Source organism: Rhizobacter sp. (assembly GCF_035702065.1).
Taxonomy (GTDB): domain Bacteria; phylum Pseudomonadota; class Gammaproteobacteria; order Burkholderiales; family Burkholderiaceae_C; genus Rhizobacter.
The window spans coordinates 1-9,617 of sequence record NZ_DASSRA010000213.1; the positions used below are offsets into that span (position 1 = coordinate 1).

A 9,617-nucleotide genomic window follows, 5' to 3' on the forward strand; every position below is an offset into this window, starting at 1 on the left:
GCTCTTCCCCTTCGGACGAGCTGAGCAGCGCAGGGCTTGGGGGCTGCGTGCGCAGCACGCCTCGTCCTCTGACTTCGCGCCGCCTGTCTGAACGCAGCGGCCACAGGCCGCGTAGTGAGTTGGGCGCGAGCCCCCATGACCGAGCAGCGCAAGGCAGCCCTCGCTACGCGAGGGCCGAGGAGGCAGGGGTCGCTTCTTTGCCCCCTTTTTTGTCGACACAAGAAAGGGGGTCGGCCGCCGGGCCGAACACCCGGCAGCGGCCTCACGCAGTGAACAAGCGCCTCATGCGAATGCAGGCACGGGGCTTCGATACCTCAGCCTGAGCGGACGGTGATGCGCGAACGGGTGGTTGCGACCGCCCCACTAAGTGAGCTACTCCCCGCCCACCAAGCCATTCCGAATCGCATACACCGTCATCTCCGAGTTGTTGGACAAGCCCAGCTTCTCCAGCACCCGCGCCCGGTACACGCTCACCGTCTTGGGCGACAGGGTCAGCTCCTCCGCGATATCGGACAAGCGCTTGCCGGACGCAATCATCACCAGCGTCTGCAGTTCCCGATCCGAGAGCTTCTCGTGCGCCGCCTCCGTACCGGGTGTCGTCAACGACTCCACCAGCATCTGCGCGATCTCGGGCGTCACGTACTTGCGCCCCTGCCCCACCGTGCGCACCGCCTGCACGATCAGCTGCGGGTCGCCGCCCTTGTTGACGTAGCCATACGCCCCCGCCCGCAGGGCGCGGATGGCGTACTGGTCTTCGGGGTACATCGAGACCACCAGCACCCGCATGGTGGTGCCTTCGTCCTTGAGCACATGCAGCACGTCGAGCCCGCTGCGGCCGGGCAGGTTGATGTCGAGCACCAGCACATCGGCCTCGCCGACCGTGCGCATCAGGGTTCGCAGTTCACCGTAGTCGCCGGCTTCGCCGATGACCTGGATGTCGGGCGCGTCGGACAGGGTGTCGCGGATGCCACGCCGGATCAGCGCGTGGTCGTCGCAGAGCAAGACTTTGATCATGGCGTCAGGTCAGTCACAGCGCGGGTTGAAAACCATCATAGAGCGCCCCATACCGTCGGATCGTACGGCCCGGAAGCGAGTGCGGGCTCTTCCTGCGATGCAGCCAGCTCCACGTCGACCCCGTCGCCCTGCCCCAGCGGGATCGACAGGATCAGGGTGGTGCCCGCCGGGCTGCTGCTCAGGTCGACCCAACCACCCACCGTGCCGGCCCGCTCGTGCAGGCCGCGGATGCCGAAGGAGCGCGCCTTGGCCAGGTCGTCCTGACTGAGGCCGCGGCCGTTGTCGCTGATCTCCAGCGACAGCACGCCCCCGGCGAGCGAGAGGTCGATGTGCACCTGGGTCGCCTCGGCGTGCTTGGACACGTTGGTCAGCGCCTCCTGCGCGGCCCGGTAGGCCACCAGCGGCACGCCGGCGGGCAGGCTCAGGTGCTCGTGGCGCGAGCGGAACTCGCAGGTCACACCCGTGCGCTTCTCGAAACGGCTGGCCATCCACTGCAGGGCGGCGACCAGGCCCTGCTCCAGGATGGCGGGGCGCAGGTTGTGCATCACCCGCTGGCTGGCCTCGATGGCGTGGTTGACGGTTTCCAGCGCCGAGTTCACCCGCGCCAGCACCTCGGGCGAGTCGGAATGGCGGGCGATCCAGGCCAGGTCGAACTTGAGCGCGGTGAGCGAGCCACCGACGTCGTCGTGGATCTCGCGGGCGATGGCGGCGCGCTCGTGCTCGACGCTGGTCTGCAGGTGCTGCGCCAACTCATGCACGCGCTGCTTGGATTCGCCCAACTCGCGGTCGGCACGCTGGCGGGCCAGCATCAGTTCGTGAGTTTCTACCGCATGCAGCAGGGCCGGGCCAAGGCGCATGAGGTTGTTCTTGAGCAGGTAATCGGCCGCGCCATTGCGCATGGCCTCGACTGCCGTGTCTTCGCCGATCTCGCCCGAGACCAGGATGAACGGGATCATCTGCGCGCTGGCCTTGAGCAGGTCGAGCGCCACCAGGCCGGAAAACCCGGGCAGGTTGTAGTCGGAGACCACCACGTCCCAGTTCTGCTCGGGCTCGATGGCGGACAGGAACTCGGCCTCCGAGTCGATGCGCACGGCATCCACCTCCACCCCGCTGCGGCGCAGGTGGGCCAGCATCAGCTGGTGGTCGAGTTCCGAATCCTCCAGGTGCAGGACGCGCAAGCGCTTTTGGGGCAAGGGGGGTGACATGGTTGGCAGTATGCCAAGGGAAGCCCGGCCGGGGTTGCAGTGCAGCAGTCGTGCGAAATGCCGGGACTTATTACCCGTGATCGGCCTTATGTCCGGGCCCCGGCTGCCGAAAATCCCCTTCAGATGAGTCCGTTGTGCCCGCCTGCCCGGCGTGCACCCTGCCCCAACCCGAGCGGAGATTTGAAGCCGATGGAAGACGCGAACGAAGCTCAGGAAGCGTTCGGCGGCGGTGGCATGCCCTTGATGGCAGCTGCCGACCTGCAAGACCACCTGATGAGCGCGAGCAACGACCTGGATCGCCTCCAGACGCTGCTTTCCGACGCCTGCGACACGCTGATGCAGCGCTTCCATGGCGCCTCCGCCCACATCAACGCCTTGCGCTCGCACCCCCACACCGTGGAAGACAGCGACGCCGTGTTCAACGACGTGATGCAGAACCTGGGCGGCGCCGTGACGGCGCTGCAGTTCCAGGACATGGCCTCGCAGCTGATCAACCACACCCACAAGCGCCTGCGCAGCTGCGTGGACCGCCTGGCGCGCGAGACCTTTGCCGACGACGAAGACGGCATGGCCGCGGTCGAAGACGTGCCGCTGCGCCCCAACCCCGTGACACAGGCCGAGATGGATGTCGGATCCATCGAGCTGTTCTGAGCCCCCATCCCCGACATCCACATCCACCGAATTCAACGAGATATCCCGGAGAAAGCCATGCAATCAATCCTCGCGGTCGACGATTCAGCCTCCATGCGCCAGATGGTGTCCTTCACCCTCAAGAGCGCGGGCTACAACGTCGTGGAGGCCGTGGACGGCCAGGACGCCTTCGAGAAGTCGAACGGGCGTGACTTCGATCTCGTGCTGACCGACCAGAACATGCCCCGCATGGACGGCATCAGCCTGACCAAGAAGCTGCGCGACAACCCCAAGTTCAAGAGCACGCCCATCCTGATCCTGACCACCGAGTCGAGCGACCAGATGAAGCAGGCGGGCCGCGCAGCGGGTGCGACGGGCTGGCTGGTCAAGCCCTTCGATCCGGCCAAGCTGATCGAAGTGATCAAGAAGGTCGTGAAGTAAGCGCCCCTCTCGCCGCCTCCCACGCAACAACATTCACACATCCAGGAGCACCGCCATGGGCGAGATGTCCTCTGAAGGCTCTCAACTGAGCGCCGGCATCGACCTGAGCCAGTTCTATCAGGTCTTCTTCGAAGAAGCGGGCGAAAACCTCGACCGCATGGAGAAGCTGCTGCTCGACTTCAACGTCGATGCTCCGGACGACGAGGAGATGAACGCCATCTTCCGTTGCGCCCACTCCATCAAGGGCGGTGCCGCCACCTTTGGTTTCAAGGATGTGGCCGAGCTCACGCACCAGATGGAGACGCTGCTCGACAAGCTGCGCCGCCACGAGCTGGAGCCCACCGCCGCGATGGTCGACGTGCTGCTGCAGTCGGGCGACGCCCTGCGCGCCCAGCTCGCCCGCCACCAGAACAGCGGCGAAGGCGACGAGCTCGACACCACCGAGCTGCTGTTCAATATCCGCGCCATGGTGGCCGGCGAAACGCCCGTGGTCAGCGCCCCGGTGGCCGCCCCCGCGCCGGCGGCCAAGCCCGCCGAGCCCGCCGTGATGGCCGCTCCCGCCGCGGCCAACGCCGCCCGCGTGATCGAGCTGCGCGTCGGCCCGATGGACAAGCCGGACGACGCCAACAACATCATCGACCTGTTCAAGGAAATCACCGACCTCGGCACCATCGAGCCGCTGGACAACGGCATGCCGGCCGACGGCATGCGCCGCTTCAAGGTGTGCACCACCAGCACCGACAGCGACCTGCTGGACCTGCTGACCTTCCACGTGGCCCGCGAGCAGGTCAACCTGCTGCCGCTGGGCCCGGGCTTCGGCTTCCACGAAGGCGCCCCGGGCGCCCCCGAGCCCGAGAAGGCCGACGTGGGCTACGGCTTCTTCGAGGACGCACCCGGCGCGCCCAGCCAGGCGGCTGCCGGTGCGCCCGCGGGCGAAGTCGCTGCAGCCCCCAAGGCGGCGCCCAAGGCGGCACCCAAGGCCGACAAGCCGGCCGCCGCCGTCGAGGCCTCGACCCTGCGCGTCTCGGTCGAGAAGGTCGACCAGCTCATCAACCTGGTGGGCGAGCTGGTCATCACCCAGGCCATGCTGGCCCAGAACACCCAGGGCATGGACCCGGCCATGTACCAGCAGCTCGCTGCCGGCCTGGCCGACCTGGACCGCAACACCCGCGACTTGCAAGAGTCGGTGATGTCGATCCGCATGATCCCGATGTCGATGGTGTTCAGCCGCTTCCCGCGCATGCTGCGCGACCTGGCCGCCAAGCTGGGCAAGAAGGTCGACTTCGTGACGCAAGGTGAAGCCACCGAGCTGGACAAGGGCCTGGTCGAGAAGATCACCGACCCGCTGACCCACCTGGTGCGCAACTCCTGCGACCACGGCATCGAGTCGCCGGCAGACCGACTGGCCAAGGGCAAGCCCGAGACCGGCACCATCACCCTGTCGGCGTCGCACCAGGGCGGCTCGATCGTCATCGAAGTGCGCGACGACGGCCGCGGCCTGTCGCGCGAGAAGCTGCTCAAGAAGGCCCGCGAGCGCGGCATCCCGGCACCCGATTCGATGACAGATCAAGAGGTCTGGGGCCTGATCTTCGCCCCCGGCTTCTCCACCGCCGACGTGGTCACCGACGTGTCGGGCCGCGGTGTCGGCATGGACGTGGTCAAGAAGAACATCACCGCCCTCGGCGGCACGGTCGACATCGACTCCGCCGAAGGCTATGGCATGAGCGTCAAGGTGCGCCTGCCGCTCACGCTGGCCATCATGGACGGCATGTCGATCGGTGTGGGCGAAGAGGTCTACATCCTCCCGCTCAGCTCCGTCGTCGAGTCGTTCCAGGTGCAGCCCGACATGGTCAAGACCATCGGCGGCAGCGGCCGCGTGGTCGAGGTGCGCGACGAGTACATGCCGGTGCTGGAGATGGAACACGTCTTCAACGTGCCGCGCTTCGACTTCGAGCACGTGAGCGGAATCATGGTGGTGGTGGAGGCCGAAGGCGGCCGCATCGCCCTGCTGGTGGACGAGCTCCTCGGCCAGCAGCAGGTGGTGGTGAAGAACCTCGAAGCCAACTACCGCAAGGTCAACGACGTGTCGGGCGCCACGATCATGGGCGACGGCCGCGTGGCCCTGATCCTGGACGTGGGCAGCCTCGTACGCCGCTCGCGCCACTGAGCACAGGTCACGACATGAACTTGAACAGCCTCGTCCGCAGCTTCACCATTCGCACGCGCATGCTCAGCGCCGTCGCGATGGTGACGGTGTCGCTGCTCATCGTGGGTGCAGTGGGGCTGGTGGGCCAGCTCTACGGCAACTCGGTGAGCATGTCCTTCTTCAACAGCGAGTTCGCCGCGCTGCAGCGCATCGGCGACATGCGCACCACCATGTACCAGCTCAGGCTGCATGAGAAAGACCTGCTGATCCAATACGAATCGCCCGACAACTTTGCCAAGGCGAAGACGGCGTGGCTGAAGTCGTTCGACGAGATCGATGCCTCGGGCAAGCAGCTGATTGCAGCCCTGCATGACCCGGCGCAGATCGCCAAGGCCCAGGAATCGATGGCCCTGGTGGCCAACTTCAAGACCAGCTTCACGCCGGTGCTGAAGCAACTGGAGGCGCAGTCGTTCGACACCGCGCGGGCGGCCGTCGCGCTGGTCAAGCGTGCCGAAGGCGACTACACACGCGCCCTCGCCTCCATCGAGACGCTCGCGAAAGACATCGACGGCAGCGCAGCCGCAGGGCAGCAGCGCCTGCAGGCGGTGGGCAACACGGTGACCCTGCTGCTGTTCGCGGCCATTGGCGTCATGCTGGTCGTCATCACCCCGCTCACGCTGGTGAACATGCAGTCGATCTGCAAGCCGCTGAGCTCGGCCCAGCAGCTCGCGCAAGCCATCGCCCAAGGCGACCTGACCGAGCGCCCCATCGACACCGCGGGCAAGGACGAAGCGTCCAGCCTGCTGAGCACGCTGTCGCAGATGCGCACATCGTTGCGCCAGCTGGTGGGCCAGGTGCGCACCTCCACCGACAGCATCACGACCGCATCCGCCGAGATCGCAACCGGCAACCAGGACCTGAGCGCCCGCACCGAGCAGACCGCCAGCAACCTGCAGCAGGCCGCCAGCTCGATGGAGCAGCTCACCGGCACCGTCAAGCAAAGCGCCGACTCAGCGCGCCAGGCCAATCAGCTGGCTTCATCGGCCGCCGAAGTGGCCGCACGCGGTGGCAACGTGGTCTCGCAGGTGGTGAGCACCATGGACGAGATCAACGCCAGCTCCAAGAAGATCAGCGACATCATCGGCGTGATCGACGGCATCGCCTTCCAGACCAACATCCTCGCGCTGAACGCCGCCGTGGAAGCGGCGCGTGCCGGCGAGCAGGGCCGCGGCTTCGCGGTGGTGGCCTCCGAAGTGCGCAGCCTGGCCGGCCGCTCGGCCGAAGCCGCCAAGGAGATCAAGAGCCTGATCGCCGCCAGCGTCGACCGCGTCGAGGCCGGTTCGCGCCTGGTGGCCGATGCGGGTGCGACGATGACCGAGATCGTCGGCTCGGTGAAACGCGTCTCCGACATCATCGGCGAGATCACCGCGACCTCGTCCGAGCAAAGCGACGGCATCGGCCAGGTCAACACCGCCGTCGGCCAGCTCGACCAGATGACGCAGCAAAACGCGGCCCTGGTCGAAGAGTCGGCCGCCGCCGCCGAAAGCCTCAAGCAGCAAGCCCGCAGCCTCACCGAGGTCGTATCGACCTTCCGGTTGAGCAACCACGCCTGAAACCTCTGCAGTAATAGGACACATCATGAGCCTCAACAACCTCAGAATCGGCACCCGCTTGACCATTGGCTTCGGCGCGGTGCTGGCCTTGCTGCTGGTGACGGTGAGCGTGGCCTACATCCAGATGGCCCAGACCACCCGCGCCATCGACGCGGCCGAAGCCACGCAGAAGCTGGCCAACTCAGTCGACGACTGGAAGGGCAAGACCCAGCTCAACCTGGCCCGCACGGTGGCCATCGCCAAGTCGGCCGGTCAGCCTGATGTCGAGGCCTACTTCGGCCCGCTGATGAAGGAAACCTCGGCCGAGATCACCCGCCTGCAAAAGGAAGTGGATGCCGGCATCAACAGCGACGAGAGCCGCACGATGATGGCCAGCATCAGCCAGAAGCGCGAGGCCTACATCGCCCTGCGCAACGAGATGAACGAGCACCTGAAGGTGGGCGACCCGCTGGCCGCCGAGAACCTGCTCAAGGAGAAGCTGCTGCCTGCCGCCAACGTCTACGTGGCCGCCATGGGCACGCTGCAGGCGCACGAGCGCAAGAACGTCGACGCCACCAACGAACACCTGCGCGGCAGCCTCGTCACCGCCAAGGTGATGCTGGTGGTGCTGGCCCTGTTGAGCCTGGGCGTGGGCGGCGGCATGGCCTTCGCCATCACGCGCTCGGTCACGACGCCGATCCTCGAAGCCGTGCAAGTGGCCCGCGTGGTCGCCGACAACAACCTGTCGCAGCGCATCGACTCGACCCGCCGAGACGAACTGGGCGACCTCCTGCGCGCACTGGCTGACATGCAAGGCTCGCTGCAGCGCGTGGTGGGCCAGGTGCGCAACGCCACCGACAGCATCTCCACCGCCTCGACCGAGATCGCCACCGGCAACCAGGATCTGAGCGCACGCACCGAGCAGACCGCGAGCAACCTGCAGCAGACGGCCTCGTCGATGGAGCAACTGACCGCCACCGTGCGCCAGAGCGCCGACTCGGCATCCCAGGCCAACCAGCTCGCCGCTTCGGCCGCCGAAGTGGCCGCGCGCGGCGGCAGCGTGGTGGCCCAGGTCGTGTCCACCATGGACGAGATCACGGCCAGCTCGAAGAAGATCAACGACATCATCGGTGTGATCGACGGCATCGCCTTCCAGACCAACATCCTGGCGCTGAACGCCGCGGTCGAAGCGGCCCGTGCCGGTGAACAGGGCCGCGGCTTCGCCGTGGTGGCCTCCGAAGTGCGCAGCCTGGCTGGTCGCTCGGCCGAGGCCGCGAAAGAGATCAAGGGCCTGATCGGCGCCAGCGTCGACAAGGTCGAGACCGGCTCGCGCCTGGTCGCCGATGCCGGCGCCACCATGAACGAGATCGTCGGTTCGGTGCAGCGTGTCTCCGACATCATCGGCGAGATCACCGCAGCCTCTTCGGAGCAATCCGACGGCATCGGCCAGGTCAACACCGCCGTCACCCAGCTCGACCAGATGACGCAGCAGAACGCCGCCCTGGTGGAGCAGTCGGCCGCCGCCGCGGAGTCGTTGAAGGAACAGGCCAAGCAGCTCGCCCAGGTGGTCGCCACCTTCCGCCTCGCGGCCTGACCCACCGCCTTCCTCTCTTTCACAGATCTTCGCCCATGCTCAGTCGTCTTCGCATTCGCAACCGCCTCTTCGCCGGCTTTGGCACGATGCTGCTGTTGAGCGTCCTGCTTGCCGCGGTGAGCGGCTTTGGCCTCGTGGTCATCCAGAAGGCGTTCAGCGGCATCACCATGAAGATCCAGCCGGCGAACGCCATCGCGGTCTCCGGCAAGTTCAGGCTGCTGGAGTCCCAGGCTGCCGCAGCGTCGATGGTCGCGGCCATCTTCAACGATGCCGGGATGAAGCAGGCCAAGGCTGCGTGGGACAAGGCCCAGGCAGGCATCGACCAGAACATGAAGGACTATGCCGACCTGGTGGCCGGCAATGCCGAGGCCCAAGCAAAGCTGGAGCAGTTTCGCGGCCACATTCAGGCGTACCGCAAGGCCTTCGTGCCGGTGGCCGACCAGCTGATGGCCAGCGGGTTCGCCGATGCCAAGGACGCTTTCGAGGCCATGAAGCCCACGCAAGCCCCGTACGCCGAGGCCACCGCCTTGCTCGACAACGTCGAGAACGCGGTGAGCCTGGTGAGCAAGCAGGTCTTCGGCACAGTGGAGCGCGTGACGCAAGGTGTGCTGACCGCCCTCGTGGCCGGCCTCGTCCTGAGCACGGTCCTCGGCGGCCTGATCGCCTGGCGCATCAGCCACTCGGTGGTGCAGCCGGTGACGCGGGTCAAGGAGTTCGCCGGCCGCGTGGCCGATGGCGACCTGACCCACCGCATCGAACCGCAAGGCCGCGACGAAGTGGCCGAGATGACGGCCGCGCTGGTGCGCATGCAGCACTCGCTCGCCGGCATCGTCGGCCAGGTGCGTGCCTCGACCGACAGCATCTCCACCGCCTCCAGCGAGATCGCGACCGGCAACCAGGATCTGAGCGCGCGCACCGAGCAGACCGCAAGCAACCTGCAGCAGGCCGCTTCGTCGATGGAGCAGCTCACCGGCACCGTGAAGCAGAGCGCCGAC

8 protein-coding genes are annotated in these 9,617 nt (G+C 66.7%); 6 read left to right on the top strand and 2 right to left on the bottom strand.

What is annotated here, in order from left to right; translation table 11 throughout:
• Positions 1-372: 372 nt before the first annotated feature.
• Positions 373-1,014 (bottom strand): response regulator, encoded by a 642-nt coding sequence (locus VFL64_RS09940; protein WP_489540217.1) that lies wholly within the window; start codon positions 1,012-1,014, stop codon positions 373-375.
• A gap of 35 nt (positions 1,015-1,049) precedes the next feature.
• Positions 1,050-2,219, bottom strand: a complete 1,170-nt coding sequence (locus tag VFL64_RS09945) for a hybrid sensor histidine kinase/response regulator (RefSeq protein WP_489540218.1) — start codon at positions 2,217-2,219, stop codon at positions 1,050-1,052.
• A 189-nt stretch (positions 2,220-2,408) separates the two neighbouring features.
• Here VFL64_RS09945 and VFL64_RS09950 point away from each other — a divergent pair, with 189 nt between their 5' ends.
• From VFL64_RS09950 to VFL64_RS09975, 6 genes are all read left to right on the top strand, one after another.
• Complete coding sequence (locus VFL64_RS09950) at positions 2,409-2,870, top strand: hypothetical protein (protein WP_489540219.1); 462 nt, start codon at positions 2,409-2,411, stop codon at positions 2,868-2,870.
• Positions 2,871-2,927: 57 nt separating this feature from the next.
• Positions 2,928-3,290 (top strand): response regulator, encoded by a 363-nt coding sequence (locus VFL64_RS09955; RefSeq protein WP_489540220.1) that lies wholly within the window; start codon positions 2,928-2,930, stop codon positions 3,288-3,290.
• A gap of 55 nt (positions 3,291-3,345) precedes the next feature.
• Positions 3,346-5,457: a chemotaxis protein CheA gene (locus tag VFL64_RS09960; protein ID WP_489540221.1), complete on the top strand. Its 2,112-nt coding sequence runs from the start codon at positions 3,346-3,348 to the stop codon at positions 5,455-5,457.
• 14 nt (positions 5,458-5,471) lie between these two features.
• Entirely contained in the window at positions 5,472-7,049 is a 1,578-nt protein-coding gene (locus VFL64_RS09965; protein ID WP_489540222.1) for a methyl-accepting chemotaxis protein, read from the top strand.
• A gap of 25 nt (positions 7,050-7,074) precedes the next feature.
• The gene (locus VFL64_RS09970) at positions 7,075-8,622 is read left to right on the top strand and encodes a methyl-accepting chemotaxis protein (protein WP_489540223.1); all 1,548 of its coding nucleotides are present in this window, start codon (positions 7,075-7,077) and stop codon (positions 8,620-8,622) included.
• A gap of 35 nt (positions 8,623-8,657) precedes the next feature.
• On the top strand, positions 8,658-9,617 hold a 960-nt coding region (locus tag VFL64_RS09975), incomplete at its 3' end, for a methyl-accepting chemotaxis protein (protein WP_489540224.1).